26 protein-coding genes are annotated in these 25,882 nt (G+C 64.9%); 9 read left to right on the top strand and 17 right to left on the bottom strand.

Annotated elements, in window-relative coordinates; genetic code table 11:
- Positions 1-7: 7 nt before the first annotated feature.
- The 3 genes from GRI55_RS13310 to GRI55_RS13300 are packed head-to-tail and all read right to left on the bottom strand — an operon-like array spanning position 8 to position 5,412.
- The gene (locus GRI55_RS13310; RefSeq protein WP_202392509.1) at positions 8-1,636 is read right to left on the bottom strand and encodes a family 43 glycosylhydrolase; all 1,629 of its coding nucleotides are present in this window, start codon (positions 1,634-1,636) and stop codon (positions 8-10) included.
- Complete coding sequence (locus tag GRI55_RS13305; RefSeq protein ID WP_160767495.1) at positions 1,633-2,610, bottom strand: alpha/beta hydrolase; 978 nt, start codon at positions 2,608-2,610, stop codon at positions 1,633-1,635. The genes GRI55_RS13310 and GRI55_RS13305 overlap by 4 nt, the downstream gene beginning before the upstream one ends.
- Before the next feature lie 33 nt (positions 2,611-2,643).
- Complete coding sequence (locus GRI55_RS13300) at positions 2,644-5,412, bottom strand: TonB-dependent receptor (protein WP_160767494.1); 2,769 nt, start codon at positions 5,410-5,412, stop codon at positions 2,644-2,646.
- Positions 5,413-5,593: 181 nt separating this feature from the next.
- Between GRI55_RS13300 and GRI55_RS13295 the strand changes: the two genes are divergently transcribed.
- The gene (locus GRI55_RS13295) at positions 5,594-6,928 is read left to right on the top strand and encodes a pectate lyase family protein (RefSeq protein ID WP_160767493.1); all 1,335 of its coding nucleotides are present in this window, start codon (positions 5,594-5,596) and stop codon (positions 6,926-6,928) included.
- A 109-nt stretch (positions 6,929-7,037) separates the two neighbouring features.
- Here the strand turns inward: GRI55_RS13295 and GRI55_RS13290 are convergent, their stop codons facing one another.
- The 5 genes from GRI55_RS13290 to GRI55_RS13270 all read right to left on the bottom strand — a co-directional run bounded on the left by GRI55_RS13290 (position 7,038) and on the right by GRI55_RS13270 (position 12,262).
- Positions 7,038-8,600, bottom strand: a complete 1,563-nt coding sequence (locus tag GRI55_RS13290) for a carboxylesterase/lipase family protein (protein ID WP_160767492.1) — start codon at positions 8,598-8,600, stop codon at positions 7,038-7,040.
- On the bottom strand, positions 8,587-9,612 hold the full coding sequence (locus GRI55_RS13285) for a sugar kinase (protein WP_237452538.1): 1,026 nt from the start codon (positions 9,610-9,612) through the stop codon (positions 8,587-8,589). The genes GRI55_RS13290 and GRI55_RS13285 overlap by 14 nt, the downstream gene beginning before the upstream one ends.
- Entirely contained in the window at positions 9,609-10,382 is a 774-nt protein-coding gene (gene kduD / locus GRI55_RS13280) for a 2-dehydro-3-deoxy-D-gluconate 5-dehydrogenase KduD (RefSeq protein WP_160767490.1), read from the bottom strand. Before kduD ends, GRI55_RS13285 begins: the two co-directional genes overlap by 4 nt.
- 102 nt (positions 10,383-10,484) lie before the next feature.
- Entirely contained in the window at positions 10,485-11,117 is a 633-nt protein-coding gene (locus GRI55_RS13275; RefSeq protein WP_160767489.1) for an RpiB/LacA/LacB family sugar-phosphate isomerase, read from the bottom strand.
- Positions 11,118-11,236: 119 nt separating this feature from the next.
- Positions 11,237-12,262 (bottom strand): LacI family DNA-binding transcriptional regulator, encoded by a 1,026-nt coding sequence (locus tag GRI55_RS13270; RefSeq protein ID WP_160767488.1) that lies wholly within the window; start codon positions 12,260-12,262, stop codon positions 11,237-11,239.
- Between the two features lie 164 nt (positions 12,263-12,426).
- Between GRI55_RS13270 and GRI55_RS13265 the strand changes: the two genes are divergently transcribed.
- Entirely contained in the window at positions 12,427-13,218 is a 792-nt protein-coding gene (locus tag GRI55_RS13265; RefSeq protein WP_160767487.1) for a 2-keto-4-pentenoate hydratase, read from the top strand.
- A gap of 39 nt (positions 13,219-13,257) precedes the next feature.
- Here the strand turns inward: GRI55_RS13265 and GRI55_RS13260 are convergent, their stop codons facing one another.
- From GRI55_RS13260 to GRI55_RS13220, 9 genes are all read right to left on the bottom strand, one after another.
- The gene (locus GRI55_RS13260) at positions 13,258-13,590 is read right to left on the bottom strand and encodes a PepSY domain-containing protein (RefSeq protein ID WP_050599163.1); all 333 of its coding nucleotides are present in this window, start codon (positions 13,588-13,590) and stop codon (positions 13,258-13,260) included.
- A complete protein-coding gene (locus GRI55_RS13255) occupies positions 13,587-14,171 on the bottom strand; it encodes a ferric reductase-like transmembrane domain-containing protein (RefSeq protein WP_160767486.1) in 585 nt (194 codons plus the stop codon). The genes GRI55_RS13260 and GRI55_RS13255 overlap by 4 nt, the downstream gene beginning before the upstream one ends.
- Positions 14,168-14,851 carry a Fe2+-dependent dioxygenase gene (locus tag GRI55_RS13250; RefSeq protein ID WP_160767485.1) on the bottom strand — a complete coding sequence of 228 codons (684 nt, stop codon included), beginning with the start codon at positions 14,849-14,851 and terminating at the stop codon, positions 14,168-14,170. The genes GRI55_RS13255 and GRI55_RS13250 overlap by 4 nt, the downstream gene beginning before the upstream one ends.
- Before the next feature lie 60 nt (positions 14,852-14,911).
- On the bottom strand, positions 14,912-17,275 hold the full coding sequence (locus GRI55_RS13245) for a TonB-dependent receptor (RefSeq protein WP_160767484.1): 2,364 nt from the start codon (positions 17,273-17,275) through the stop codon (positions 14,912-14,914).
- A 15-nt stretch (positions 17,276-17,290) separates the two neighbouring features.
- A complete protein-coding gene (locus tag GRI55_RS13240; protein ID WP_237452554.1) occupies positions 17,291-17,995 on the bottom strand; it encodes an energy transducer TonB in 705 nt (234 codons plus the stop codon).
- A 5-nt stretch (positions 17,996-18,000) separates the two neighbouring features.
- Positions 18,001-18,429 (bottom strand): TonB system transport protein ExbD, encoded by a 429-nt coding sequence (exbD, locus tag GRI55_RS13235; RefSeq protein ID WP_160767482.1) that lies wholly within the window; start codon positions 18,427-18,429, stop codon positions 18,001-18,003.
- A 2-nt stretch (positions 18,430-18,431) separates the two neighbouring features.
- A complete protein-coding gene (exbB, locus tag GRI55_RS13230; RefSeq protein WP_202392508.1) occupies positions 18,432-19,172 on the bottom strand; it encodes a tonB-system energizer ExbB in 741 nt (246 codons plus the stop codon).
- Positions 19,173-19,349: 177 nt separating this feature from the next.
- Positions 19,350-19,694 (bottom strand): ArsR/SmtB family transcription factor, encoded by a 345-nt coding sequence (locus tag GRI55_RS13225; protein WP_050599660.1) that lies wholly within the window; start codon positions 19,692-19,694, stop codon positions 19,350-19,352.
- Positions 19,691-20,362: a peroxiredoxin gene (locus GRI55_RS13220; protein ID WP_160767481.1), complete on the bottom strand. Its 672-nt coding sequence runs from the start codon at positions 20,360-20,362 to the stop codon at positions 19,691-19,693. Before GRI55_RS13220 ends, GRI55_RS13225 begins: the two co-directional genes overlap by 4 nt.
- 74 nt (positions 20,363-20,436) lie before the next feature.
- Here GRI55_RS13220 and GRI55_RS13215 point away from each other — a divergent pair, with 74 nt between their 5' ends.
- Genes GRI55_RS13215 through GRI55_RS15315 form a run of 7 tightly spaced genes read left to right on the top strand, consistent with a single transcriptional unit; the run spans position 20,437 to position 25,881 of the window.
- The gene (locus GRI55_RS13215; protein WP_160767480.1) at positions 20,437-21,366 is read left to right on the top strand and encodes an MBL fold metallo-hydrolase; all 930 of its coding nucleotides are present in this window, start codon (positions 20,437-20,439) and stop codon (positions 21,364-21,366) included.
- The gene (locus tag GRI55_RS13210) at positions 21,363-21,812 is read left to right on the top strand and encodes a YeeE/YedE family protein (protein ID WP_063512345.1); all 450 of its coding nucleotides are present in this window, start codon (positions 21,363-21,365) and stop codon (positions 21,810-21,812) included. The genes GRI55_RS13215 and GRI55_RS13210 overlap by 4 nt, the downstream gene beginning before the upstream one ends.
- Positions 21,809-22,231, top strand: a complete 423-nt coding sequence (locus GRI55_RS13205) for a DUF6691 family protein (RefSeq protein WP_063505910.1) — start codon at positions 21,809-21,811, stop codon at positions 22,229-22,231. Before GRI55_RS13210 ends, GRI55_RS13205 begins: the two co-directional genes overlap by 4 nt.
- Positions 22,228-22,641 carry a protein tyrosine phosphatase family protein gene (locus tag GRI55_RS14915; protein WP_202392507.1) on the top strand — a complete coding sequence of 138 codons (414 nt, stop codon included), beginning with the start codon at positions 22,228-22,230 and terminating at the stop codon, positions 22,639-22,641. Before GRI55_RS13205 ends, GRI55_RS14915 begins: the two co-directional genes overlap by 4 nt.
- A gap of 23 nt (positions 22,642-22,664) precedes the next feature.
- Complete coding sequence (locus GRI55_RS13200) at positions 22,665-23,897, top strand: NAD(P)/FAD-dependent oxidoreductase (protein WP_202392506.1); 1,233 nt, start codon at positions 22,665-22,667, stop codon at positions 23,895-23,897.
- Entirely contained in the window at positions 23,861-25,720 is a 1,860-nt protein-coding gene (locus GRI55_RS13195) for a SulP family inorganic anion transporter (RefSeq protein ID WP_307020120.1), read from the top strand. Before GRI55_RS13200 ends, GRI55_RS13195 begins: the two co-directional genes overlap by 37 nt.
- A complete protein-coding gene (locus GRI55_RS15315) occupies positions 25,720-25,881 on the top strand; it encodes a helix-turn-helix domain-containing protein (RefSeq protein ID WP_156488712.1) in 162 nt (53 codons plus the stop codon). Before GRI55_RS13195 ends, GRI55_RS15315 begins: the two co-directional genes overlap by 1 nt.
- The last annotated feature ends 1 nt before the right edge of the window (position 25,882 follow it).

Genomic DNA, 25,882 nt, shown 5'->3' with positions numbered 1-25,882 from the left:
ATTTTGTTCAATCTTCGAGCGCGGTGAAGCGGAAGTCACGGAATTTCGCCTCGCCCGGCCCCGCCGCATAGAGGCCGGGCCGCAGCATCAGGAAATCGCCGCGCACATTGTGGTGGTATCCGGAGACTTCCATCCCGCGGTCAAAGCGGTGCCAGGTTTTCCCGCCATCCCCGCTGGTATCATAGGTGACGATGTGGCGCCGATTGGTCACGCGCATCCGCATCCGCCCACCATGCGGATTTGCCGGCCTTGCCCGCTCGCGGCCATATTGGTGCGTGACGAAGCGCTCCGCATCGAAACCCAGCCCGCAATAGAGCTTGTCGTCATAGAACAGGATCAGCCCCGCCCGTCCGCCGGGCGCGAGTTCGATATCGCATTCGAAGCGATAGGATCGGTCGCCTGCGGTCAGCAGCAGCGGCGAGCCGCTGGACGGCGCCGCGCCCTTGCCCTTCAGCCGCAACACGCCGTTGCCGCTGGTCGCCCGCGCCGCTTCATCGGCGTCGGGCTTGAAGAAGGCCCATTTGCTGCCCAGCGCAAGCGGGGCGGAGAAATTGTCGGTCAGCGGCATGCCATGCGTGACCGCAGCCCCGCCGCCCGGTTTGGCGATCGGTGCCGACAGGTCGCCGCCGGTCATGCGGAACCACCCGTCGGGGGTGAATTCCACCGGATCGAGCAGGCATTGGCGGCCAAGCGTCCAGTAGCCGTTTTCATAGCCGTGATAGAGCGACCACCAGCTGCCATCGGGCGCTTCGACCAACGAGGCATGGCCGCGCGACCACCACGCCTCATCCACGCTTTCGGTACGAACCAGCGGATTACCCGGATGGTGCTCCCACGGACCATGGAGCGAGCGTGAACGGGCGGCGATGACCATGTGCCCGGTCGGGGGACCGGCGGTGCCGCCCACGGCGGTGATCATGTAATACCAACCGCCGACGTGGTGGATCTTCGGACCTTCGGGCGAAAACCCTTCGACGATCCAGTCGGACGGATAGCGCCACGGATCATAGACATGCTCGACCGCGCCCGCGAGCGAGAGATTGTCGTCGGACAGGCGAACACGGTCGCCGCCCGACAGGAACAGCCAGCGGCTGCCGTCTTCGGCCACCGCATGGCAGGGATCGATATGGCTGGGCAGCCCGAGCGGGATCGGATCGCTCCACGGCCCGGTGATATCGTCCGCCCAAGCGACGAAGATGTCGTTCTGCGGCTTGGCCTTCACCGGGATGTAGAGGAGGTAACGCCCCTTGTCCTTGTGCAGGCTGGGGGCCCAGACCGACCCGATATTGCGCGTCAGCGCGGCTTCGAGCGGCCGCCAGTTCACCAGGTCGCGCGAATGCCAGATCGTCAGACCCGGATAGGCGTCGAAGGTGGAGAAGGTCATGTAGTAATCCGCACCATCCTTGAGGATCGCGGGATCCGGACGGTCGCCCGAGACCACGGGATTGAGGAAGGTGCCATTGCCAAGATCGGGAATTCGCTGGTTGTCGAACCCGCGGCGATAGGTCTGCAACGAGCCGCCGGAACTGCGTTTTGTGTGGGTTCGCGCAGCGAGGGGCGCTGTAAAACCGGGCGAGAATGCGCACATTCCGGCCCCGGCGACACCGACCAGGAGATCCCTTCGGCGGATAGTCATGCAAGCTTCCTTCTTGCGGCCCAGGCCAGCCAGAGCTCGGGCCAGTTTTCCACCGGCTTGCCTACCGCCCTGCGCAGCCCGAACCCGTGTCCGCCGCTGGCGAACAAATGCGTCTCGACCGGCACATCCTGTGCCTTGAGTGCGGACCGCATCCGCAGGCTGTTTTCCACCGGGACCGAGCCGTCGTCCTCGGGGTGGAGCAGGAACATTGGCGGAGTGTCCGCTGCGACGTTGTGGTCCGGCGAATGCGCACGCTCGCGTGTGGCGTTGGCCCCCTCGCCGATCAGCAGGCGGCGCGAACCGGCATGGGCGATCGCGGGATCCATGCTGATCACCGGATAGATACAGGCCGCGCCATCGGGACGGGGCGAAAGCGCGTCGGCTGCGTCGCCCGGACGGTAGGTTTCCTTCGCGAACCGCGTGGCAAGATCGGCGCACAGATGCCCGCCCGCGGAAAAGCCCATGGCGCTGACCCGCGCCGGGTCGATCGCGAAGCGTTTCGCCTGCGCGCGAATGAGCCGCATCGCACGCTGCGCATCGCTGAGCGCCACGTCGGGTCCGGCCGCCCAACCGTCGCCGGGCAAACGATAGAATAGCACGAAAGCGGTGATGCCGCGGCCGGCAAGCCACCGGCCCATTTCATGGCCCTCCTTGTCCACGACCACATGGCGGTATCCGCCGCCCGGCAGCAGCAGGACGCTGGCCCCGGTGGGACGTTCGGGCTGGAATACGCTCACACGCGGAGCGGTTATCCCGGCGACCGCGCGGTCCTGGTAGGACGGGTCTGCCGCCCGGTCGGTGATGCGTTCCAGCGGCGGCCGATCGGGCAAGCCGGGCGCGCCCCCCGGCCAGAGTTCAAGCGCCGCGAGTTTCGCATCTGCAGGGTTGCGGTCGGCGCGCGCAACCGCCCCGCCGGCCAGAACTCCCGACAGCGAGAGACCCGCGACGAGAAGCGACCGTCGATCACTTCTCATACGCGGGTCCTCTTTGTCGTCACGCGCTTCGGGTCAGTATTCGAAACGCACACCGGCCATGATGATGCGACCGAAGTGGTTGTTTTCGTAGTTCCGGCGAGCGACGTCGTCGGTCCAACGGAAACGGTAGTCGTCGGTCAGGTTGTTTCCGTCCAGCGTCAGCTCGATGAAGTCGTTGAGCTTGTAGCGGATCGCGGCATCGAGATTGAACGACGAACTGAAGCCTTCTAGGAAGTTGCCATTGCCGCTGCCGCCGGCGTTGTATCCGTCGCGATAGGCGGCCGAAACGCGCACCGACAGGCGCCCGTCGTCATAGTACGCGGTGCCGTTGGCGGAGTATTTCGAAACCCCTGCGAAGGTTGTTTCGAAAGTCTCGCCCTCAAACTCGATTTCCTGCGAGCTGTCGACATAGGTGACGTTACCCAGCACGCCGAAGTTCGACAGCGCACCTGCGGAAAAAACGGAGAACGGCAGGTGCAGGCCGAGCTCGAGCCCCTTGATCGTGGCGCCTTCGCCATTCGTCGTCGACCGGAACTCGAACTCGCGGTTCGGGTCGGTCCCGTTGACGATGGCATCGTAGGCCGGCGTTCCCGAAGTCAGCAGCGACAGCGGCAGCCCGCTCTGCGCATAGGTGATCTGCTGCGAACTGCCCACCGGGAAGCTTTCGACCTCCTTGATGAAGCCTGCCAGCGAGAGGATCGCACCCGGGGCGAAATACCACTCCGCGGAGAGGTCGTAATTCCAGGCTCGATAGGGTTCGATGAACGGGTTGCCGGTGGTGATCCGGAAGTTGAATTCATCGACCGAACCGCCCGGCGTCAGATTGCCAAGGGACGGGCGGGTGATAACCCTTGCGATGGCACCGCGGATGATGAAGTCGTCACTCGGGAACACATTCAGGTTCAACGCGGGCAGGAAGTCTTCATAAGTGCGTTCGACAGTGACGTACTGTCCGTTGTTGAACCCCTGCGAGGCCTGCTCGGTGCGCGCGTAGCGGGCACCGAAGTTACCGGTCACGCGCATACCCTGGTCGATTTCGAAGTCGGTCTGGAAATACCCCCCGGTGACCTTTTCCTCGACGCCGCGCACATCGCCCTCGCGGGTGACGGCCGGACGATTGTAGAGATCGAGGAACGCGATCGCCGCATCAAGGTCCGGCACGATCCAGCTATTGGTGTTCCCCGCCGGCTGACCGGCATCGCCCAGTTCGAACAATTCGGCGAGGTCGCCCGTGACCGGAGCACCATAGGCCCCCGGAGCGCAGGTGAAGACCGAACAATACTGGCTGTCGCGACGCGCGCTTTCGGTCGCGTAATCGAACTTCCGATAGAACGGACCGCCCGAAAGCTTCAGGCCTTGGGTCGGCTCCCATTCGAGATCGAATGCGACGGTCTTGAACTTGTTCTCAACCGAGCTCGGCCGGTCGCGGAATTCGGCAAGCTGAAATGCGCCCGGAGTGGTGACATCGGATTCGAAGGTCAGCCGCGGGAATTTCATATCGGTGTAATCATAGCTGTATTCGCCATCGCGATCGTCGAAGATGATCGTCGTTTCGACCGGGATGGTGGCGTCCGACTTGGAAAAGCCGGCCAGCAGCGAAACGCGGAACGTGTCGCTGAACGCCTGCTCGAGCCGACCCGAAATCTGGTAGAAATCCGTTTCGCTTTCGCGGTGGTATCGCTCGTTGCGAACCCACGCGTTCTGCAGGTCCGCGCTGATCAGATTGTTGTCGCTGTCGATCACATAATTCGACAGGTCGATCTCGTCCTCGTTCGAGCGCAGCAGCACTTCGCCCCAATATTCGTCGCGGTCTTCCTTGAAGTTGGAATAAAGCGCATTGAGCTCGATATCCGTTCGATCGGTCGGGCGGAACTGGATCGCCGCCGTTGCGCCCAAGCGTTCGCGGTCGTGATTGACCAGGCCGTAGCGCGGGATGCGCGGATGGAACGCCTCGCGCACCTCGACGCATCCGGAATCGGCCGGATTGGCCGCGCAGTCGACGCCATCGACCGAACGGAAGGTCGCATTGTTCGCCCAGCGGACCGAATTGTTGCCCAGTTCGGGCGTTTCATACTTGGTCCAGGCCGCAGATGCGGAAATGCCGAAGGTCTCGTCGGCATTGTTCCACGCGAGCAGGCCCGCGACACGCGGCGCCAGATCATCGTTCAGATCGTTGTAGCGCGCCTGCGCCGAACCCACGAGCTTCAGGCCCGCACCATAGGACAAGGGGTTGCCGGTATTGAGGTCGATCACGGCCCCCAGCGAGCCTTCGTCAAGCGCGGCCGAAGCGGTCTTGTTCACGACGATCGAATTGAACAACTCGGATGCGAAGACGTTGAAGTCGAACGCGCGGTCGCGGTTGAACGAGGCGCCATCGACCGAGGTCGCGATCGTTTCCATGCCGTTGACGCGAACCCGCGTGAACTGCGCCCCGAGGCCGCGGACCGTAATCTGGCGGCCCTCGCCCGCATCGCGTTCGATCGCGACGCCGGGAATACGCTGGAGCGATTCGGCAAGGTTGGTGTCGGGGAATTTCGCGATGTCTTCCGCTACGATCACGTCGACCTGGCCGACCGCCTCGCGCTTCGCCGCGATGGCCGCATTGAGCGACTGGCGGAAGCCGGACACGATGATCACGTTATCGCTATCGGAAATCTCGCCCGAGGCTTCCGAGGCCGCATCGCTCACCTCCTCGGCATCGAGCGTACCCGCGTCCTGCGCAAGCGCAGGCGTCGAAATTACCAGCGCGCTGCCAGCCAGCAGAGCCGCCTTCACGCTCCCCGTGGGAACCACAAACCTCATCGCATCCTCCTCCAAATTGGCACCGGTGTCTTTTTTGGAGAAGCGAAATAGCGGCCTTGGCCGCACCCCTCCCCGACACTCTGAATTCCCTCGACCCGGCTGTTTTGGTAACCGGTGTCAATTCTTCTTGCTCGATCTCGCCTTCAGTGTCAAGGATGCAATCAACGGAGAGGAAACAGTCATGAAATATATCGTGAATTGCCTGCTCGCGCTGTGCGTGTTTGTGATTGCTTCGCCAGTAGCGGTAAATGCTGCCGAACCGACCGACGGCGGCGCGGGCGGGCAGATCGTCCGCGTGATCACGCTTGCAAAGGATGGCCCCGGCAGCCTTGCCGACGCGCTTGACCGCGAAGGACCGCGGATCATCGTGTTCGAAGTTGGCGGCGCGATCGACCTCGAGAGGTCTTCGCTCACCATCACCCAGCCGCATGTTACCATCGCGGGCCAGACCGCGCCCTCGCCCGGCATCACCATCCTGCGCGGCGGGATCAATGTAAACACCCATGATGTCATCATCCGCCATTTGCGCGTGGCGGTGGGCAGCGACGGCCTGCCGAAACGCCACGGCTGGGAAGTGGACGCTTTCTCCACCCGCTCGGCGCACAATCTGCTGATCGAGAACAACAGCTTCTTCTGGGGTGTCGACGAGAACATGTCCGCTTCGGGTCCGCGCTTTACCGGGGATACGGTGGAAGAATGGCGCGAAGGCACCAGCCGCAACATAATCTTCCGGTCGAACCTGGCGGCCGAGGGCCTGGCCGATTCGACGCACCCCAAGGGCGAGCATTCGAAGGGTTCGCTGATCCATGACAATGCCACCGGCATCGTGTTCGAACGCAATGTCTGGGCGCACAATGTCGAACGCTCGCCGCTGCTGAAGGGCGGGGTCGAGGCACTGATGATCAACAATCTGATCTATGATCCGCAATATCGCGCGGTGCATTACAATCTGATGGATCTGGAATGGGCGGGCCACACGCCGGTCGACGGCCAGCTTACCGCGGTGGGCAATGTCATGCGCGGCGGCAACAGCACCGATACGGGCCTGCCGTTCCTGACGATCGGCGGTGTTGGTGATCTGCAATACTATGGCCGCGATAATGTCGCGATCGACCGGTATGGCAACGACCTGCCGATGTTCGGCCGCTATGGCCACACACGCGCACAGATCATCGAGCAAGATGCGCCGCTGCACGACTTGGATGGCTATTCGATCATGCCCAGCGAGGATGTCGAGACCGTCCTGCTCGCAACCTCGGGCGCGCGCCCGTGGGACCGCAGCGAAATGGAAATCCGAGTCTTGTTTTACATCGCAGAAGGACGCGGCGAGGTGATCGATTCGGAAAACGAGGTCGGCGGCTATCCGCAGTTCGAAGCGACAAGCGCGCCCTTCGTCGAAGCGGATTGGGACCTTGCCACCATGACCCCCAAGTCGGGGATCTGGCCGGGACAGAAGGACGGTGCGCAGGAGCATCTTTCGCCCCGCGATCGTGAGATGCGCGCCACCAATCGGTAAACATGCTGGGGCTTTTGAAAAGGTAGGCGGCTTCGCTGCGGTATGTCTTCACGCCGCAAGCGAGCCGCCTGCCGCTGTCACGGACCACCGCATCAGCTCTGACCGAGTTTCAACTGCCCGGCTGGATATAGGGGCCCCGCGCCCACAGCTCGCGCTCCCATCCGCGCGGGTCGCTCCGGGTCGCGATGCTCTCTTCGTCGATCACCAGCGTCGCACGGTCGGCAAGCGTATAGGGCGCCCATGATGGAAGCCCCGGCCGGCCCGTATGCGCCATGCCCGCAAAGGCAGTTATCATCGCATCGCTGACCGCGCGGGCGCGTGGCCCGGTTCCCGAATAGCTGCCCGGTGCAGCGAGCGTCCCGAAGACATAGGGCAGATCGTCGGTATGCGCCGCACCGCGCGTGGGATCGATCGGACTGGGCCGGTCGAGCTGGTAAACCCAGGTGGCTTGCGCCCCTGCGCGGGCGCGCGCATCCGCCTCGATGACCTGACCGGGCCAGCTGCGTCCGGCGGTGGTCGCGGCATAGAAAAGCTGCTCGGCTGACCAGTGCGGAAACTTCGCGCGATATTGCGCAACCACCCAGTCCGCGGGCAGATCGATGCGGATCTGCTTGGCCAGCCGCTCGGCGATATTCTGCCAGTCGAGACCTTGCACGACGGGCCCGTCGCTGCGGATGAAGGCCCGCGTCTCGTCCCGCGTGTTGCCGAGGATCATCGGGATGTGCCGCGATTGCGGCGCGGCATCGGGCCAGAACGGATGGCGGTGCAGATGCAGCATATCCAATGTCGGGCCGAAATAGAGACTGCCCCCGAGCACCGGGTCGGTCGCCTCGAGACCTTCGAGCAGGCGCTCATACGGGAGGGCAAGCAGGGCAGCGCCGCCGTCTTCCGCCAGTCCGAGATGGTCGAACAGGGCGCGCGTCCGCCGCCAGGCATTGCCGGGACCCTGCGCGGTGACCTGCTGTCCGCTCATCGTCGCGGCAGTGTGGAAGAGACCATCGGCTGCGGGCATCGCCATCAGCGTCGCCATCTTGGCGCCGCCGCCCGACTGGCCGAAGACCATCACGCGGTCCGCGTCCCCGCCGAAGGCCCCGATATGCTCGCGAATCCATTCGAGCGCGCAGATCAGGTCGAGCTGCCCCGCATTGCCGCTATGGCGGAAACGCTCACCGAGCGGTCCCAGCCAGCCATAGCCGAACAGGTTGAGCCGGTGATTGACCGTGACGACCACCACATCGCCTTGTTCGGCAAGCTTCGCCCCATGCGTCAGCGGGTCGGTGACCGAGCCCCAATTGTAGGCCCCGCCATGAAAATAGACCATCACCGGGCGGCGCGCGGAAGAATGGGCATCTGGCGTCCAGATGTTGAGGAACAGGCAGTCCTCGCTCATCGCCGGGGTCATCGGACCACGTTGGGGGCACAGCGGACCGAACTGCGTCGCGGGCGTGGGCGCGGTAGGAACAGGCTCGCGCACAGGCCGGTCGAACCGCGCCGCGCGGGCATAGCGGATGCCGAGAAATGCGGGCACCCCGCGATCGATCATGCCGCGATAGGCTAGAGCCCGGGGATCGCCGCTACTCCCTGCCGCCACCGCCGGGGCCGCAAGCCATGCGCCCCCTGCGAGGCCCCCGCGCAGAGCCGCGCGGCGGGTCATACCGTCAGCGGCTGACATCGGCTCCTGCCGGAAGGAAGCTGTCCAGCTCACTGCGCGTCACCGCTATCGTATCGCCCGGAATACCGTGTTTCATCACCGCCAGCGACAGCCCTGTCTTGGCCATCTCCTGCGCGGACCCAACTTCCAGCCAGCGCAGCAGCACGCCCGCGGCGAAGGCATCGCCAGTGCCGATCCGATCGACCACCGGGGCGATCCGGACTTCGTCGGTCTGCCAATGGCTTTCGCGCAGGTCGACCCGCGCGGCGAGGTTATGCGTGGTCGAACTTTCGATATGGCGCGCGGTCGAGGCGATCGCCGCCAGGTCGGGGAAGCGCGCGAAGGCGGCTTCGGCAGCTTCGCGTCGGCGATCGGGCCCGTCGCCCGAAAAGCTCTTGCCGAGCAGCAGCGAGATATCGCGGTGGTTGCCGATCAGGATGGTGGCCGCTTCGACCAGTTCGGTGAGGATCGCCTGCGGATCGCAGTCCCAGGCATCCCATAAACTGGCGCGGTAATTGCCATCGAAGCAGATCGGCACGCCTGCCGCAGACGCGGCGGCGACGGCCTTCTTCGCCAGCGCCACCCCGTCGGGGCCCAGCGCAGGCGTGATGCCCGAAAGATGTAGCAGCCGCGCGCCATCGAGCGCTCCGGCAAAGTCGAAATCTTCCGGCTGCGCCATGGCGAAGGCGCTTCCCGCGCGGTCGTAGGTCACCCGCCCCCCGATCGGACCGCTGGGCGGCTCGAACAGATAGAGGCCCATCCGGCCGGCTGCGCGGCGCACGAAGCGCTGATCCACACCCGCTTCGCCCAGCGCGGCGAGCGCGCGGAGCCCCAGCGGATTGTCCGGCACAGTGCTGAGCATCGCGGCAGGCTGGCCAAGGCTGGCGAGCGCAATGGCGACATTGGCTTCGGCCCCGCCGATCGCGAGCGCGAGGCTGTGCGCGCGCGCCAGCGGCGTCCCCGCCTCGGGCGACAGGCGCGCCAGCAGCTCGCCGAAACAGACCACGTGGCCCGATTTCGGCGACGCGGTCATCGCGCCAGCCATCCGCCATCGACCGCGAGGATATGCCCCTGGACATAATCCGCCGCGCGGCTGGCAAGAAAGACCGCCGCGCCGCCGATATCGGCCGGGTCGCCCCAGCGCTGTTCGGGGATCCGCTCGAGGATCTGGCGATTGCGCGTTTCGTCCGCCTGGAGCGCAGCGGTGTTGTTGGTCGCGATATAGCCCGGCGCGATCGCGTTGACGTTGATGCCGCGCGGCGCCCATTCATTGGCCATCAGCTTGGTCAGGCCCCCGACGCCGGATTTGCTGGCAGTATAGCTCGGCACGCGAATGCCGCCCTGGAAGGTCAGCATCGAGGCGATGTTAACGATCTTGCCGCGCTCGCCATCCTGCGATGCCCAGCCGGTCATGTGGCGCGCGGCCGCCTGGCACAGGAAGAACAGCGTCTTCAGATTGGTGTCCATAACCGCGTCCCAATCCTCTTCCGAAAAGTCGAGCGCATCCTCGCGGCGAATAATACCGGCGTTGTTGACGAGGATATCGAGACGCCCGAGCTTGGCGACGACCGTGTCGACCACTTCGGTAACCGGTTCGATCGAGGACAGGTCGGCGGAAACGAGCTCGCAGCGGCGGCCCAGCGCGCGGACCTGTTCGGCGGTCTCGTCGGCGGGGCTGCGACCCACCGCGGCAATATCGGCCCCGGCCTGTGCCAGCGCGATGGCGATGCCCTGCCCGATACCCGTATTGGCACCCGTGACGAGCGCAGTGCGCCCCGTCAGGTCGAAGGGGGTGGTGGCCATGGTATTCACTCTCCCAGTGTGGTGCGGTGGGGATCGCGCCGCGACGACGCGATCCCCTGCCCCCGGTGCCGGTTCATGCCGGTCATGCGATTCCCGAAGGGGTCAAAGATTGCGCAGATAGTCGCTGATCGCGTCATCCTGCGAATTGGCGTAGAAATATTCTGCGAAGCGCTCGCCCGCGATCGCGGCGCGCAGCAGGTCCTGATCGACATTCTTCAGCACGGTCAGCATGTCATGCGTGCTGGCGGTCTTGAGGTCGGCGAGGAAGCCGCGGTTCTTGCGCATCAGTTCGGCCCGCTCGCGCGGATAGCCCGCGCCCGCTTCGTTTTCGAACAGCTTGCGATAGCAATCCTGCAGGTTGAGCTCGGCGGCCCAGCCAAAGCCCTTGGCATAGGGCATCGCGATCGCATTGCCGGCATTGATCTGGTTGAACAGGAAGGCATCGGTCGGGTCGATCACGAGGCCGCAGAACACGCCGGGCATCGCATTGCAGGCGAGCATCGACCCCATGCCCGTGCCGCAGCCGGTCACGACGAAATCGGCGGCCTTGGAATTGAGCAGGATGCCCGCCAGCACACCGTTCATCACATAAGTCAGCGATGCGCTGTCTTCGGCGGTGTACATGCCGTAATTGAACACTTCGTGGCCGAACGGTTCGGCAGCAGTGTTGAGGGCATCGTAGATAAGGCCGTTCTTGGCGGCCTGGCTGTTCTCGGTGATGAGAGCGATCTTCATGGGTTCTCCCTGCCCGCTGGGGGCGCTGGTGCGAAATCGAGCGGCTCCAAGAGTCCAGTTAGGAAACCGGTGTCAAAGCACGTTGTATCCGCAAACCGGAGGCTATTTCAAGCGGCGGATCAGATTTTCTTGGAAGGCGGGGCGACCGAATTGCGCGTAACCAGCCGCGCGGGGAAGCACGATGGCTTGGCTTCCGCCGTATCGGGCGCGACGAGCTTGAGCGCGGCGGCCTTGCCCATTTCGCGGATCGGCCAGCCGACCGTTGTCATCGGCGGCCAGATATGCGCGGCGATGGGGGAATCGTCGAATCCCACGATCGAAAGATCCCGCGGGATGTCGACCCCCCGTTCGCGCGCCGCGTGGTAGGCGCCCGCGGCCATTTCGTCATTGCTGGCGAAAATCGCGGTGACATGCGGGTTCTGGTCGAGCAGCCGGTTCGCCGCCTCGACCCCTGAACTGAACCGGTAATTGCCCTGCACCAGCGCGTCGTCGGGCATTTCCAGCCCGTGCCGCGTCATGGCGGTAAGGAAACCCTCGCGCCGTTCGAAGGCAGAACGAAAACCCTGCGGCCCTTCGATCAACCCGATCCGCGTATGCCCGATCTCGACCAGGTAATCGACCACCCCTTCGACCATTTCGCGATCGTTCGACTGGACCAGTTGCTCCGCCTCGTCGAGCGCTGCAGATCCCATGCGAACATAGCCGCAACCCATTTCGCGGCACAGCGCGGCCAGTTCGTCATTCTCGGAAATCGGCGGCAGGATCAGCACGCCGTAGAGCCGCTGCTGCTCGAGAAAATTGCGGATGTCGTCGAGCATGGCAGGCGAATGGCGATCGACCGGCCGCACCACCAGTGCGAATTCGGTGTCGCGGATGGCGTCGAGCACCCCTTCCTGGAAATTGAGCACGGTCTGCGCATTGGGATTGTCGTGCAGCAGCCCGAGCAGGAAGTTGCGCCGCAGCGCCAGGGCCCGCGCTTGCGGGTTCGGCGTGTAGCCGAGCTCGGCAATGACCTTCTCGACCTTTTCGCGCGTGGCCTGCTTGAGCAGGGGGGACCGGTTGATCACCCGGCTGACGGTTTTCTTCGAGACGCCCGCAACCCGCGCTACGTCGTTGATCGTAGGTGCCGGACCGGACTTTGCCATTCGTCGCAACCTTTTGCTGTGCGCCATCTTCATAGCCGCCACCTCGGAAAATGGGAGGGCGCAGCTGAACGCTATCCGCAGGGCGATGGCGAAATACGTTTTGACACCGGTTTCCTTTTTCGTCAAAGACACCCTGCAAGTGGGATATTTCGAGAGGGGCCCCCATGAATTCCGCAGCCGGCGACATTGCACGCGCCTTTGTCGATGCCCGCCGCAACTGGAAGACCCTGGCCGCATATCCCGGGCGCCGGCCGACCGATCTTGCCGGGGCCTATGCCATCCAGGATGCCGCCCTCGAACAGTGGGATCGCCCGGTCGGCGGCTGGAAGGTGGGCAAGATCAATCCCCCCGCCAGAGATGAACTGGGAGCCAATCGCCTGATCGGGCCCGCTTTCGCCGACACGATCAAATCGGAAGCCGAAGGCCTGGCCGAATTTCCGATCTTCAGCGGCGGCTTCGCTGCCATGGAGGCCGAATTCATGCTGCGGCTCGCCCCGCGCGAGGCCGCGCCGCCCACCTCCCCCGAACAGGCCATGGACTGGGTCGACGAGGTTCGCATCGGGCTCGAGGTGGCGTCTTCGCCCTATGCGGCAATCAATCGCGACGGCCCCTGCGTGACCGTGTCCGACCATGGCAATAACGCGGGCCTGCTGCTGGGGCGCCTGGTCGATCGGGCAGACTGGTCGCGGCTCGATGAGGTCGGGGTCACGCTTGCGATCGACGGCGAGGAAAAGGGCCGTGCGACGACTGCGACGATGCTCGACGGGCCATTCGGCGCGGCGGCCTTCCTTCTGCGCAATCTGGTGGAGCGCGGCATCGATCCGCAGGCGGGTTGGTGGATTTCGAGCGGCGCAATTACCGGCGTGCACGAAATAGCCGCTGGCCAGCACGCCATCGCGGTATTCGACGGGATCGGTGAAATTGCCGCGCGGGTGATCGCCGGGGACCGGGACTGACCCTGAGCCGAGAATGCGCCGCAACAGCGCTAATGGGCGCTATCCGGTAAAACCGTCGGCGCGGTAGATTTCCTGTCCGCGGCGGAAGACCACCAGCTTCTTCAGCGTGACGGGATGGAAGAAAGCCTCGATCGACTGTCCTTCCTTCGTCCGCGCATAGACTTCGTAACAATCGCCCTCGACCTGCATCTTGAGCAGTTCCCACTCTTCCAGCCAGGCTTTCTTCTTGAGCTTGGACATCTTCTGCCAAGCCTTCTGCGGGCCGGCATTGCAGGTCACGTCGCCATCGGCCTGCGCAGGCACTGCAAGGCCGAGTGCTGCGAATGCGGCAGCGGCAAGAGCAGAGCGTTTGGCGTTTTGGCGAAAGGTCATGCGATACTCCTCGATGGCGATTTCGGGCGCCGCAGCGCGAAACGTAAGCTCCAGGCGAGTACTAGCGGCGCCAAATGAACGAGTGCTGGCCCCCACTGCCAGTCGAGCAGCAGCCAGTGGATCAGCGCCAGCAGGAATGCCGGGTACACCAGTCGCTGCCAGCTTTTCCAGCGGCGGCCCAGCCAGCGCATGGCCCGGTCGGAACTGATCGCCGCCGGAACCAGCATCAAGACGAGGGCGAGCCAGCCGGTCCAGATGCCGGGGATAACCACTTCATCGAGCATCGCGGCGATCATCCGCATGTCGAGCACATAGAATACAAGGTGCAGCAGCGCGTAAAGGAATGCGGCCACGCCGAAATTGCGGCGGATCGCCAGCCAGCCGCACAGGAAGCGGCTGTGCCCCAGCGCATCCGCCAGCGGACCGGGCAGCAGCGCAAGGATCATCAGCCGCACTGTCATCTCACCGCTCGGATGGTACAAGTCCATCGCCAGTGCCTCGCCGCTGGCGAAGCGCTGGATCATCAGCGCCGCCGGGATTGCCAGCGCCACCCACAGCAATGCCCGCCGTGTGCCGATCACACCTGGGCCCAGCGCCGCAGCAGATTGTGATAGATGTGGATCAGCCGGTTGATCTCGGGATCGTCTTTCGGCCGCTCGGGCGTCAGCCCCCTGATCGACTGATCGAGATCATACAGCAGCGCGCGCGCCGGCGTATCCGCGACCGCGCTCTGGATCCAGGTTATCGCACAGATCCGCTGCCCGCGCGTCACCGGCGCCACCTGATGCAGGCTCGACGAAGGGTAGAGGACCATGTCGCCCGCCGCCAGCTTGACCGCCTGCGCGCCGAACTGCTCCTCGACGATCAGCTCGCCGCCGTCGTAGCTGCCCGGGTCGGACAGGAACAGCGTGGCCGAAAGGTCGCTGCGAATGGTCAGGTCCGCTTCAGGCAGCCGCATCAGCGCCGCATCGGAATGCGTGCCGTAATGTCCGCCGTCCTGGTAGAGATTGAACACCGGCGGCCAGATCTTCTCCGCCAGCGATGCAGACACGAACTCCGGATGCTGGCCGAGCTGCCGCAGGACCGCATTGCCCAGTTCCTGCGCCAAGGCATCTTGCCGGGGGAGCTGGAGGTTCTGCTTCACAGCAATCGAGCGGGTACCGGCGGTTCCCGCCCCGTCCTGCCAGTCGGCAGCATGCAAGCGCTCGCGAAAGCGGCGCACCTCTTCATCGTTAAGCAGGTTCTCGATGATGGTCAGCATTGCAGTGTCGTCTTGTCGCAAGAGTGGAAGGGCGCGAGCCGAAGCCCGCGCCCTGCCTTATCAGAACTTGCCGGTGAGCGTCAGCGTCGCCCGGCGTTCGTCACCCTTGTAGAGGAAGTGACCCGAGCGATAGCCCGAGACGTAATAATCCTCGTTACCGATGTTGGTCACGTTTACGCGGGCACCGAAATTCTGGTTGAAATCCACGCTCGCGAAGGCGTCGAAGGTCCAGTAATCCGGCACGCGGTAGGTGAAGATGTCCAGATTGCTGTCGTAGCTCGCCGCATCGTCAGGCTGGCCGGTGTACTGTGCGCTCTTGTAGGTCGCGGTGCCGCCGAAGGCGATCGCATCGGTGACCTGGTAGCGCAGCTGGCCGCTGAACTGCGTGTTGGCGAAATTGCTCAGCCGGCGGCCGATCTTGTCGGGGTCGTTCGAGTCGGTGATTTCCGAATCCATCACGGTCAGCGCCGCTTGCGCGAGCAACTGCGGGGTGATGTTGCCGACCAGCCCGAATTCGAGACCGCGTACACGGTTCTCGCCGGTGTTGAGCGAGCCACCGGCGCTGTAACCGTCGCCGGCAGATTCGAACACGTCGCCCTTGGTGATCTGGAACGCCGCGGCAGTCAGGAGGAAGCGATCGTCGAACAGGTCGGCCTTGACGCCGAGTTCGAAGCTCTCGCTGCTTTCCGGGCTGCCATCGCCGATGCCGGTACCGTCGTCGACACAGATGCCGCCGTAGCCGCAATTGCCGCCAAGATCGGATTCGCCGCCGTTGATGTTCTTGGCCGTGCCGTAGTTGAAGTAGACATACACTTCTTCAAGCGGCTTCACCCCGATCCCGGCATGGCCGTTCCACAGCGTATCGCTGTAGGTGTAGGGCGTGACCGTGCCGCGGCTGGTCACCACGTTGCTGTAGCTGAAGGCATCCATGCGGATCCCGCCATGAACCGACAGCCAGTCGGTGAAGTCCACCGTGTCCATCGCATAGACCGACAGCGTCTCGACCTGCCAATCGCTGTCGACACTACCATCCGCGATCGTGCGCTGCACGATGTTGTGGATCTCGTTCTCGCCGAAGATCACATTGCGGTTCTCATCGGTGATGCAGTAATTCGGGCTTAGTCCGCCGCGCCCGGCAGTGACGCAATTGGTCGCGCCGTTCGCGGTCAGGTCGTAAGTGCCATTGGCGACCTGGAGGTTCGAATATTCGGCACCCACGATCAGATTGTGCAGCACGGTGCCGGTGGCGAATTCGCCCAGCACATTGAACTGGTTGACGAAATATTCGACTTCCTGATTGCCCTGGTGCGTGCTGAGCGTGACCGGGGCGTAGGTGTCCGTCGCCGGATCGTAGGCACCGCCGCGAAGACCGGTAAGGACATAGCCATTGCTGGTTTCGCCGTAGCGGGTCGAATTGACGATCGTGAAGCCATCGAACGGCGTGATGTAGATGCGGCCGGTGACCGTATCGACATCCGAATCCAGGAAGTCGCCGTTCTGCGTGTAATTGGGCACGTCGTCCCACGGTTCGTAAACCGTTACATCGTCCGGGCCGGTACCGGTCGGCCGGGGAACGTAGCCGCCGAGATCGGGTGTATCGTTCGCCGTCAGGTGATAGTAGTCGAGCACCAGTTCGAACACTTCGCTGGGCTTGAAGGCGGCCGACACAGTGGCGCCGTAGCGCTCGCGGTCGGAGAAGTTGCGGTTGGGCACTTCCTCGTAACCGTAGAGCAGGTTGGCACGCAGCGCGAGCGTATCGGTCAGCGGCACGTTGGCGTCGAGCGTGACGCGGTAATAGTCATCGGTACCGATGCCCGCGTCCACCCGCGTAAACTGGTAATCGGTGCTGGCCTTCTTGGTGATCGAGTTGACTGCGCCGCCGGTCGAACCGCGACCCGCGAAGCTCGAGCTCGGCCCCTTTGTGATTTCGATCTGGTCGACTGCGAAAGTCTCGCGCGTGGTCATGCCCGGATCGCGCAGGCCGTCGACGAAGACGTCACTGCGGGCCTCGTGGCCGCGGATGATGTAACGGTCGCCGAAGGCGTTGCCGTTCTCGCCCGTACCGATGGTCACGCCGGGAACATTGTCGAGCACGTCGCGCAGGTCGGTTGCGCCCTGTTCCTCGAGCTGCTGTTCGGTCAGCACCTGGATCGTCTGCGGGGTTTCCGAGAGCGGCTTCACGCGGCGCAGATCACCCGAAGTGCGCGCCTTGTAGGGTACGCCCGGCTGGGCGTTGGGGTTAACGTCAGCGGTGGCGTCTTCGATCTGCAGCGTGTCGAGGACGACTTCGTCTTCGCCATTGGCATCCTGCGCCTGTGCACCGCCGGCAATCAACGCGGCCGACAGGCCCATCGCCGCAGCAGTGCCCCGTCCGGCACCGCGCAGGCTGAGCGGGCGGATCACGCCCCGGTTACGATCCCTCATGGTAAAACCTTTCTCTCATTTCGTGCGTAGTGAGTAGTCGATGGGAAGCGAGATCGTGACGCGGTCGCGCGTCATCGATCGCGGGAATCTGGGCAGCGGGGCGACGCGCTCCATCAGGTCGAGCGTGGCCTGGTCGAGCAGGTCGTGGCCACTCGATGTGCGGATCGAACTGCCGCTGATCCGGCCATCCGCATGGACGGTGAAGCGAACGGTGACGACGCCCTGCTGGCGGGCCTTCTTGGCCTCGCTGGGGTACCGCTTCTTGCGGTTGAGATGCGCGCTGAGCAGAGAATAATAGTCGGCCTCCTCGCGCTTCGCCTTCGGATCGTCGCCGGGGGTAGCCGCGGTTCCGGTGCCACTGCCCGCCGGTGCGATCGCCAGGGCAGCGCGCGGCGGCGCGGCCGGGGCAGCGGGCCTCGGCCGCGGGGGCGGGGGCGTAGCGACGAATTCGCGCGGCAAAGGTGCATTCACGCGCGGCGCTTCGACGCGCGGCGGCAAGGTTTGCGGCGGGACGTAGTCGGCCTGCTGCTGGACCGGCTGCACAACGGCCGGCGCAGGCGCTGGAGCCGCCTGCGGTGGCAGCTCGACCAGCACCACCGGATCCTCGACCGGGGGTTCCACCGGCCCAGTGTTGACCAGGAGCACGCCCGCCAGCACGGCTGCATGGCCGGCGATCGCGAAACCGCCTCCCAGCATCCAGTGGCTGCGGCCTGCCCCCATATCGATCACAGCGCCGCTCCGGGGGCTTCCGCGCCGACCAGGGCGACATGGACGTAGCCCGCAGCCCGCAGGGCGTTCATGGCCTGCATGATCTCGTCATAGGTGATCGCCTTGTCGGCACGCAGGAAAACGCGCTCCTCACGGTCGCCTGCAGTCGCCTGTTCGATCGCCATACCGAGCCCGCCGAGCTCGACCGCGTCCTCGTTTACCAGGATGGCCCCGTCGGCCTGTAGCGAAAGGTAGACGGGGGTTTCGGGCTTGGCAGCCGCCTGCGCGTTGGATACCGGCAGGTCGACCTTGACGTCGACGGTCGCGAGCGGCGCGGCGACCATAAAAATGATCAGCAGCACCAGCATCACGTCGATGAACGGCGTCACGTTGATTTCATGCGCGACCGCGAGGTCCTCGCTGTCCGAAGCAAGTTTGAGCGCCATGGTCAGCCCTCGACCGCGGGCAGCGTGCCGCGGCTCAGATCGCGCGAGACGATGCGTAGCAAGGCGGCCGCGCTATCGGCGACCACGGCGCGGTGCGCGGCGATCACACGCGCGAAATGGTTGTAGATCACCACGGCGGGGATGGCGGCCACGAGGCCCAATGCCGTCGCCAGCAGGGCTTCGGCGATGCCCGGCGCCACCACGGCGAGATTGGTGGTCTGCGATTCCGCAATCCCGATGAAGCTGTTCATGATGCCCCACACCGTGCCGAACAGGCCGACGAAGGGCGCCGTCGCCCCGATGGTGCCGAGGATCGTGACCCCCTGCGTCATCTTGCGGGCGACTTTCGCTTCATAGCGGTCGAGGCGCGAGACGAGGCGCTCCTTCAGGCCCTCGGCATCCGCCAGAGCATCGGCGGACTGGGCAATTTCCGCCCGCGCCTCCCTGACGATGGGATGCGCGGCGGACGCGGCATCGAGCTGCGCCAGCGATCCCGCGTCGGCCAGCGTGTCGCGGAAGGCTTCGGCGCTCTTGCGCTGGCGGGCGAGCTCGAGATGCTTGGCGATAAGGACGGTCCAGGTGGCGACCGAGGCCAGGACCAGCCCGACCATCACCAGTTTCACCACCCAGTCGGCCTGCGTGAACATGCCCCATACGCTGAGATCGTGCGGCAATGTCTGGGTGCCTGCCGCGGCCGGAGTCGCGGCGATGAGAATGACTGCGGGAAGGAGTTTTCGGAACACGTGTGCTGGGCCCTGCTGATTCGCTTGGAGCGTCCGCCTAAGCCCGCGCAACTTCTATTGCAAGTCATTCTCATTTGCGTTTTCTGCTGCGCGATGGTGCATAAATTGCACCATTCGCCGCCTCCCTGATCATGATCAGGGAGCGTGCTTATTGGGAGTTACGGAATTCGCCCCAGCTCAGCCGAGCTGTGCAAAATTGGCCACGCCGGGCGCTGAAGTGCGGCGACGGACCGGCGCTTCTGACCCCACCGCTTCGCCGGCGAATTGCGCCAGCGCGGCGGTCACGTGACCGAGCTTGGTTTCGTCGATCCGGTAATAGACCAGCTTCGCGTCCTTGCGCGTGGCCACCAGCCCGGCACCGCGCAGGACGGCCAGCTGCTGCGACAGCGTCGGCTGTCCGATCTCCGCCGCGTCGTCGATTTCGCCGACATTGCGTTCGGCGCCCGACAGCGTCTGCAGGATGCGCAAGCGGACCGGGTGGGCCACCGCCTTCAGCGCCGCGACCAGATCGTCATCGTTCACCTGCGCGCTCCCGCCCCGGCCTTGCCCAGGAACCAGTCGGCCTCGCCTTGGGCCGCGAAGACACTGTCGAGGTCCGCCTGTGGCTGGCCCAGCAGTGCCTCGCCCGGCTGCCAGTTCGCGGGTGCCAGCGAAGTCTCCTTGTCGACCGCCTGCAGCGCGTCGAGCATGCGCAGCATTTCGGGTGTCGAACGCCCGACATTGGCGGGATAGCAGGTCATCGCGCGGATCACCCCCTCGGGATCGATGAAGAAGGTCGATCGTACGGCGCCGCTGTCGCTGTCGCCCGGTGCGACCATCCCGTAACCGCGGCCGATCACCAGCGTCGGATCCTCGAGAATGGGGAAGCGGACTTCGACATCAAACCGGTCGCGGATCATCCTGAGCCACGCGAAATGGGAGAACAGGCTGTCCACCGACAGCGCCATCAGCGCGCAGTCGCGCTGAGCGAAATCACCCGCCGCACGCGCCAGCGCGACGAATTCGGTGGTGCAGACGGGCGTGAAATCAGCCGGGTGCGAAAACAGCACCAGCCAGCGCCCGCGGTAATCGGACAGACGGACATCGCCCGTAGTGCTGCGCGCCGAGAAATCGGGGGCCATGTCGCCGATCCGCAGGCCCGCGCAGGGGGCCGCAGATGCATCGCCGGAGTTGTGCGCGTCCTGCCTCATTGCGCCTTCCTACCACTTGACATCAATAGTGCAATACATATACATAGTTTATGTAATTTATTGGAGTAAGTCCGATGGCCACCGACCAACCACTCGCCCACGCCACGCAGCAGATCGGGCGCGCCCGCGACGATAAGACGCGCCGTCCGTCGATCGCCGGCTTCTTCGACGAAGCCACCAACACCATATCCTACGTCGTGCATGACCCAAAGACTGCAGAAGCGGCGATCATCGACTCGGTGCTCGACTTCGAAGCGGCCTCGGGCCGGACTTCGAACGGCTCCGCCGATCGAATTATCGAATATGTCACTTCGAATAATTTGAAAGTTACCTGGCTGATCGAGACGCATGCGCATGCCGATCATATCTCGGCGGCGCCCTATCTGCAGGAAAGGCTGGGTGGCAAGCTGGCGATCGGCCGCGAGATCATCCGCGTGCAGGAAGTGTTCGGCAAGCTGTTCAACGCCGGTACCGATTTCGAGCGCGACGGATCGCAGTTCGACAAGCTGTTCGACGATGGCGAAAGCTTTGCCCTTGGCGAGCTCGAGGGCATCGCGCTGCACGTGCCCGGACATACGCCCGCGGACATGGCCTTCATCATCGGTGATGCGGCCTTTGTCGGCGACACGATCTTCATGCCCGATTTCGGCACCGCACGCGCCGACTTCCCCGGCGGTGATGCACACGAACTGTTCCGCTCGATCCGGCGCCTGCTGTCGCTTCCCGACGAAACCCGCCTGTTCCTGTGCCATGACTACAAGGCGCCGGGCCGCGACGAATATGCCTGGGAGACCACGGTCAAGCAGCAGCGCGAGGAAAACGTCCATGTGAAGGACGGCGTCACCGAGGAAGACTTCGTCGCCATGCGGACCAGCCGCGACAAGACCCTGGACATGCCCAAGCTGATCATGCCTTCGGTGCAGGTCAACATCCGTGGCGGGCGGTTGCCCGAACCGGAAGATAATGGCGTCAGTTACATCAAGATCCCGGTGAACGCGGTATGACACTGCCGGGCTATCCCGAGGCGGCCCCGCTTGCCGGCCTTGCGGGCGGCGTGCTGATTGGCCTTGCTGCAGCCGTCATGCTGCTTGGCCTGGGCCGTATTGCAGGCGTTTCCGGGATTGCGGCCAAGGCTGCGGGGCTGGGCGGCAGCGGCATTGCCCGCAGCGGAGCCTGGACATTCGTTATCGGGCTACCGCTTGGCGCGCTGGTCGTGTCCATGCTGCAAGGCGGTATCGAAGCCCGCTTCGCCAGCGCCCCGGTCCTGATTGTCGCGGGCCTGCTGGTGGGTATCGGGACGCGGCTGGGCAGCGGGTGCACCAGCGGTCACGGGGTCTGCGGCGTCAGCCGCCTGTCCGCCCGCTCGATCGTTGCCACGCTGACCTTCATGGCGGCGGGCATCGCCACTGTCGCCGCGATGAATGCGCTGGGCATGGAGGTGCTGCGATGACCCGCCCCGCCCTCCCCGCCCTCGTTTCGGGTACGCTGTTCGGCGCCGGTCTAGCACTTGGCGGAATGACCGACCCGGCGCGCGTACGCGGCTTCCTCGACCTGTTCGGCGCGTGGGATCCGACGCTCGCTTTCGTGATGGGCGGGGCAGTGCTCGTCATGGCAATCGTCTGGCGAGCGGTTCCGCGGATGCAGACGCCGTGGCTGGCCGAGGCCTTCCACCTTCCCACCCGCGCCGATCTCACGCCGCGCCTGATCGGCGGAGCCGCCTTGTTCGGAATTGGCTGGGGCGTCGCCGGCCTGTGCCCCGGCCCCGGAATTGCCGCTCTGGTGATCGAACCGGGTGCGGCCGCAATATTCGTCGCCGCGATGCTGGCGGGCATGGCGCTGGTCCGGTTGTTCGAAGCGAAATCGGCATGACCTACAAACGCGTCACCGATCGCTTTGCAGTGGCTCCGCAGCTTTCGCCCGAAGCGCTGCCGGCATTGGTCCAGGACGGGTTCAGCGTGCTGGTCTGCAACCGCCCCGATGGCGAGGACGATGACCAGCCCGCCGCGGAAGTCATGCGCGCGGCGGCGGAAAGCGCCGGCATGCGCTTCCACCATATCCCCGTTGCCGGCGGCGCATTTCCTGCCGAAGCGGTTGCCGCCTTCGGGCAGGTCCGCCGCGAAGCCGGCGGCAAGGTGCTCGCCTATTGTCGCACCGGCACCCGTTCGATCACGCTCGATGCGCTCGCCAATCCCGAAGGAGTGAGCGTAGCCGACCGCCTCGAGCAAGCCGGCGCCGCGGGTTACGACCTGTCCGCGCTCGCATCGCAACTGGCCGAATAGCACCCGCAAACCGGAGATCTGGCATGGCACACAGCTACACGCACGAAGTGGTTATCATCGGTGGCGGCGCGGCCGGCATCGCCACCGCCGCATCGCTGCTCAAGCGACGGCCCCTGCTCGACATTGCCATCGTCGAACCGAGCGAACACCACTATTACCAGCCCGGCTGGACCATGGTCGGCGGCGGGGTGTTCGATGCGCCCGTGACCTGCCGCCCGATGGCCAGCGTCATGCCCAAACGCACCCGCTGGATCCGGCAGGCGGCGGCGACCTTCCAGCCCGAAGACAACCAGCTTACGCTGCGCGATGGCAGCACGATCGCCTATCGGCTGCTGATCGTTGCACCGGGCATACGGCTCGCCTGGGAACAGATCGAGGGACTGGAGCAGACGCTCGGGCGCAATGGCGTCACTTCGAACTATCGCTACGACCTGGCGCCCTACACCTGGAACCTCGTTCGTACGCTCAGATCAGGCCGGGCGATCTTCAGCCAGCCGCCGATGCCGATCAAATGCGCGGGCGCACCGCAGAAGGCGATGTACCTGTCGTGCGACGCCTGGGCCGATCGCGGCGTGCTGGGCGATATCGATGTCGAGTTCCGCAATGCCGGCGGAGTGCTGTTCGGTGTCAAGGAATACGTCCCCGCGCTGATGGAATATGTCGAGAAATACGGCATCGACCTCAAGCTCAACCAAACACTTGTCGCGGTCGACGGACCGGCAAAGACCGCCACGTTCAAAACCGAAGCCGGTGAGGAAACGGTCGCGTTCGACATGCTCCATGTCGTTCCCCCGCAAGTCGCCCCGACGTTCGTTGCCGACAGCCCGCTCGCGCAGGCCGAAAGCGGCTTCGTCGATATCGATCCGATCACCCTGCGCCATGTGCGCTATCCGAATGTCTTCGGGCTCGGCGATGCCGGGTCGAGCCCCAATGCCAAGACCGCAGCCGCCGTGCGCAAGCAGGCCCCGATCGTCGCGGTCAACGCGCTGGCGGTGCTCGACGGCAAGCAGCCGGTCGCCGATTACGACGGCTATGGTTCGTGCCCGCTGACTGTCGAACGCGGCAAGATCGTACTCGCCGAATTCGGGTATGGCGGCAAGCTCCTGCCCAGCCTGCCCACCTGGCTGATCGACGGCACCCGTCCGCGCCGGCTCAGCTGGCTGCTCAAGTCCGAGGCGCTGCCGTGGATCTACTGGAACGGCATGCTCAAGGGCCATGAGTGGCTGGCACGGCCGCAAGTCAAGACCGCAGCCTGATGGAACCGGCCGGCACCGAAGGCGGCGCAGCACCGGCAAGTGCACCCGGGCAGCGCCAGCGCGCGCATGCGCTGGCGCAATACTTCCCGATTCTCGAATGGGGCCGCTCCTATAACGGCGCGGTTCTGACGCGGGATCTGGTGGCGGCCGTGGTCGTGACCATCATGCTGATCCCGCAGAGCCTGGCCTATGCGCTGCTGGCGGGCCTGCCCCCGGTCGTGGGTCTCTATGCCTCGATCCTGCCGCTGGTGGCTTATGCCATCTTCGGGACCAGCCGCACGCTGGCGGTGGGGCCGGTGGCGGTGGTTTCGCTGATGACTGCAAGCGCGGCCGGTGCGGTGGCAGCGCAGGGCACGGCGCTCTATCTCGAAGCCGCGATCACGCTCGCCGCGCTGTCCGGCATCATGCTGGCAGTGCTCGGCCTGCTGCGGATGGGCTTCCTTGCCAATCTGTTGTCGCATCCGGTCATCAGCGGCTTCATCACGGCCAGCGGGATCCTGATCGCGACCAGCCAGCTCAAGCACATATTGGGTGTCGGCGCGGGCGGGGATACCTGGCCCGCCATGCTCGGCGGGATTGCCGCGGCCATCGACCAGATCAATCCCTGGACGCTCGCGATCGGGGTGCCCGCCACGCTGTTCCTGTTCTGGGTGCGCAAGGGGTTGAAGCCGCTGCTGGTCAGGCTGGGCCTGACGCAGCATGCCGCCGATATCGTCGCCAAGGCGGGGCCGGTTGCCGCTGTCGCTGCAACCATCGTGGCGGCGCTCGCGCTCGACCTCGGCGCGCGCGGGGTCAACCTCGTCGGGGCGATCCCGCAGGGATTACCGCCATTTGCCCTGCCCTCCACCAATCCCGACCTGATTGCCCAACTGTGGGTGCCCGCGCTGCTGATCTCGATCATCGGCTTTGTCGAGAGCGTGTCGGTCGCGCAGACGCTGGCCGCCAAGCGCCGCCAGCGGATCGCGCCGAACCAGGAACTGATCGGCCTCGGCGCGTCCAACATCGCCAGCGCCTTTTCGGGCGGCTATCCCGTCACCGGTGGTTTCGCCCGGTCGGTGGTCAATTTCGATGCCGGTGCGGAAACGCCCGCGGCGGGCGCCTATACCGCGGTGGGTATCGCGCTGGCGGGGCTGTTCCTGACACCGCTGCTGTTCAGCCTGCCGATCGCGACACTGGCCGCGACGATCATCGTTGCCGTCCTCAGCCTTGTCGACCTGAAGACACCGGGCCAGCTGTGGCGCTATTCCAAGGCCGATTTCGCCGCGCATATGGTGACCATCGTCATCACTCTGCTGGCGGGCGTCGAACTGGGTGTGATCGCCGGGGTAGCGGTGGGACTGCTGCTCTATCTGTGGCGCGCCAGCCGCCCGCATGCCGCGATCGTCGGCCGCGTTCCCGAGACCGAGCATTTCCGCAATATCGACCGCCATGACGTGTTCACCGTGCCGCACGTCCTGTCGATCCGCATCGACGAGAGCCTGACCTATCTCAACGCGCGCTGGCTCGAGGAATATGTCCTCGAGGAAGTCGCCGACCGACCCGCAGTCCGCCACGTGATCCTGATGTGCAGCGCAGTGAACGAGATCGACGCTTCTGGCCTCGAAAGCCTCGAGGCGATCAATCATCGCCTCGCCGACGCCGGGATCGGATTGCACCTGTCCGAAGTCAAGGGGCCGGTCATGGACCGGTTGAACCGCACGGATTTCGTCGCCGAGCTCAGCGGCCGGGTGTTCCTGTCGCAGAACCGCGCCTTTCGCGAGCTTGCGGCCAATGGCGGCCCGCCCGAGGTGCCGCCCTCCGACATGGCGCGGGGGATGATCTGATGCCGCGCATCCCCGACAAGGACGCCCGCTGCCGCCGGATCGCGGCGCTCATTGCCGCCGGCCGGGGCGTATGCGAAAGTTGCCGCGAAATCGGAATTTCGGAGAAGACCTTCTATCGCTGGCGCGCCGAGCGCCGATCCAATGCAACACCCCTTGCGTAAA

The organism is Qipengyuania citrea (assembly GCF_009828015.1).
GTDB classification, from domain to species: Bacteria; Pseudomonadota; Alphaproteobacteria; order Sphingomonadales; family Sphingomonadaceae; genus Qipengyuania; species Qipengyuania citrea.
The sequence above is the reverse complement of the archived record's forward strand: the minus strand, read 5'-3'. Positions and strand labels throughout refer to the sequence as shown.

Excerpts from the sequence above, each read along its gene's own strand:
- GRI55_RS13310 (WP_202392509.1), bottom strand. The coding sequence starts at position 1,636 with ATGACTATCCGCCGAAGGGATCTCCTGGTCGGTGTCGCCGGGGCCGGA.
- GRI55_RS13305 (WP_160767495.1), bottom strand. The coding sequence starts at position 2,610 with ATGAGAAGTGATCGACGGTCGCTTCTCGTCGCGGGTCTCTCGCTGTCG.
- GRI55_RS13300 (WP_160767494.1), bottom strand. The coding sequence starts at position 5,412 with ATGAGGTTTGTGGTTCCCACGGGGAGCGTGAAGGCGGCTCTGCTGGCT.
- GRI55_RS13295 (WP_160767493.1), top strand. The coding sequence starts at position 5,594 with ATGAAATATATCGTGAATTGCCTGCTCGCGCTGTGCGTGTTTGTGATT.
- GRI55_RS13290 (WP_160767492.1), bottom strand. The coding sequence starts at position 8,600 with ATGTCAGCCGCTGACGGTATGACCCGCCGCGCGGCTCTGCGCGGGGGC.
- GRI55_RS13285 (WP_237452538.1), bottom strand. The coding sequence starts at position 9,612 with ATGACCGCGTCGCCGAAATCGGGCCACGTGGTCTGTTTCGGCGAGCTG.
- kduD (WP_160767490.1), bottom strand. The coding sequence starts at position 10,382 with ATGGCCACCACCCCCTTCGACCTGACGGGGCGCACTGCGCTCGTCACG.
- GRI55_RS13275 (WP_160767489.1), bottom strand. The coding sequence starts at position 11,117 with ATGAAGATCGCTCTCATCACCGAGAACAGCCAGGCCGCCAAGAACGGC.
- GRI55_RS13270 (WP_160767488.1), bottom strand. The coding sequence starts at position 12,262 with ATGGCAAAGTCCGGTCCGGCACCTACGATCAACGACGTAGCGCGGGTT.
- GRI55_RS13265 (WP_160767487.1), top strand. The coding sequence starts at position 12,427 with ATGAATTCCGCAGCCGGCGACATTGCACGCGCCTTTGTCGATGCCCGC.
- GRI55_RS13260 (WP_050599163.1), bottom strand. The coding sequence starts at position 13,590 with ATGACCTTTCGCCAAAACGCCAAACGCTCTGCTCTTGCCGCTGCCGCA.
- GRI55_RS13250 (WP_160767485.1), bottom strand. The coding sequence starts at position 14,851 with ATGCTGACCATCATCGAGAACCTGCTTAACGATGAAGAGGTGCGCCGC.
- GRI55_RS13245 (WP_160767484.1), bottom strand. The coding sequence starts at position 17,275 with ATGAGGGATCGTAACCGGGGCGTGATCCGCCCGCTCAGCCTGCGCGGT.
- GRI55_RS13240 (WP_237452554.1), bottom strand. The coding sequence starts at position 17,995 with ATGGGGGCAGGCCGCAGCCACTGGATGCTGGGAGGCGGTTTCGCGATC.
- exbD (WP_160767482.1), bottom strand. The coding sequence starts at position 18,429 with ATGGCGCTCAAACTTGCTTCGGACAGCGAGGACCTCGCGGTCGCGCAT.
- GRI55_RS13220 (WP_160767481.1), bottom strand. The coding sequence starts at position 20,362 with ATGAGGCAGGACGCGCACAACTCCGGCGATGCATCTGCGGCCCCCTGC.
- GRI55_RS13215 (WP_160767480.1), top strand. The coding sequence starts at position 20,437 with ATGGCCACCGACCAACCACTCGCCCACGCCACGCAGCAGATCGGGCGC.
- GRI55_RS13210 (WP_063512345.1), top strand. The coding sequence starts at position 21,363 with ATGACACTGCCGGGCTATCCCGAGGCGGCCCCGCTTGCCGGCCTTGCG.
- GRI55_RS13205 (WP_063505910.1), top strand. The coding sequence starts at position 21,809 with ATGACCCGCCCCGCCCTCCCCGCCCTCGTTTCGGGTACGCTGTTCGGC.
- GRI55_RS14915 (WP_202392507.1), top strand. The coding sequence starts at position 22,228 with ATGACCTACAAACGCGTCACCGATCGCTTTGCAGTGGCTCCGCAGCTT.
- GRI55_RS13200 (WP_202392506.1), top strand. The coding sequence starts at position 22,665 with ATGGCACACAGCTACACGCACGAAGTGGTTATCATCGGTGGCGGCGCG.
- GRI55_RS15315 (WP_156488712.1), top strand. The coding sequence starts at position 25,720 with ATGCCGCGCATCCCCGACAAGGACGCCCGCTGCCGCCGGATCGCGGCG.